This is a genomic window from Mycoplasma sp. 2248, assembly GCF_034863245.1.
Taxonomy (GTDB): Bacteria; Bacillota_I; Bacilli_A; order Mycoplasmatales; family Metamycoplasmataceae; genus Mycoplasmopsis.
The window spans coordinates 1-1535 of sequence record NZ_JAYFFC010000015.1 but is presented as its reverse complement, the minus strand read 5'-3'; the positions used below and the strand labels follow the sequence as shown (position 1 = coordinate 1535).

At 27.0% G+C, this 1535-nt stretch carries 1 protein-coding gene; it reads left to right on the top strand.

Features of this window, described 5'->3' with window-relative positions; translation table 4 throughout:
• The first annotated feature begins 142 nt into the window (after positions 1-142).
• Positions 143-1525: a YitT family protein gene (locus VBM91_RS03045; protein WP_323188722.1), complete on the top strand. Its 1383-nt coding sequence runs from the start codon at positions 143-145 to the stop codon at positions 1523-1525.
• Positions 1526-1535 lie beyond the last annotated feature (10 nt).

Genomic DNA, 1535 nt, shown 5'->3' with positions numbered 1-1535 from the left:
TGAACTGATTATATGTGTTTTAGTTTCACTTAAAAATTACAGTTTTTATGGCTATTTTGAAATTCTAATTATCATAAGAATTTCAGTCATATGATTTGGAATTTTTTAATTATTTAATTGATAATAATATAAAATATGTTTCATGAAGAATAAAGATAATTTTGCAAATGAAAATTGCAATAAAACTACTACACCAAAATCATCTTGAATTACTAATTATTTCAAATTTAAGTCAAAGAAAATTGACCTTATTAATAAAGCTTCAATGAATCTGGATGCTAATAATTCGGCAGTGATAATCAACCCTGCTGAGATTCAAAAAGAAGAAGAAAAATTAAAATACAAGATGGCGAAGTATTTAAATAATTCAAAACAAAGTAAGCTTACATTTAAGACTTTTTGGGTTAAATATTGATTAAAACTAGTGCTTACTTTTGTATCAGCATTAATTTTTAACTTTGGAATTCATATCTTTTTATCAAAAGCAGACACAATTCCTTCTGGAATTACAGGAATTCCTACTATTTTGCAATATTTATTTCCTGTTTTAAGAAACTATTTTGCTTTAATTTATTTTGCATGTAATTTACCTTTATTCATTATATTTTGAAGAAAAGTCAAGTTTAGTTTTATAGGATTAACTTTATTCTTTATGCTTTGTTTACAATTAACAAACTTTATTTTCACAGAAGAGCATGTTCATTCATTCTTGTTTGAGAAAATCAATTTAGTTCCTATTGACTATGATAATTACAATGTATCAATTAAAGATACTAAAGCAATTGTTGAAGTTGCTTCAACACCAGGGCAAGCTAATTTAAAAGAATTAATTGATTTTAAATTAAATCCAAGTGCATTTAGTGCTGAGAAAGCTGCAGAATTTGAAAAATACGCTCAATATTCAATTGAACAATTAACACAATTAGCTTGATATTCAGACGGAATCAGCTGAGGTGTTTTACTTTATGGATGTCTTGGAGCAGTATTTATTGGTACAGGAATAGCTATTTCGTGAAAAGTTGGTGGTTCAACTGGTGGAACAGATATTATTGCTTACTACTTCTCAACAAAACATAAGAAAAGTGTTAGTTCAATTCTTGTTATTGTCGGTTTCGTAACAGCAGTTACATTTGTACTTATTTACGGATTTGTTCGTCCAAATCAAAATGGTGAGTTATTCGGAATGAGAGAACTTTCAACATTCTTATACTTAATAGTTACTAACTTAGTTGTTGGTATGTTATATCCTAAATATAAGAAAGTAAACTTAACAATTATTTCATCAAATCCTGAAAGAATTATTGCTTACTTCAAACTTATTAATTACTGACACAGTTACAGAATCGAACGTTTCAAATCAGGTTACACAGGTAAAACTGCAATTAAAATTGAAACTACAATTCTTCTTCTAGAAGAGAAAAACTTAATTGCTGATTTAAAAATAATCGATCCTACTGTTTGAGTTTCTTGCTCAAAAGTAGCTAAAGTTTCTGGTAATTTCAATACAAACTATGTAGAACAGTAAAAAAACTGTT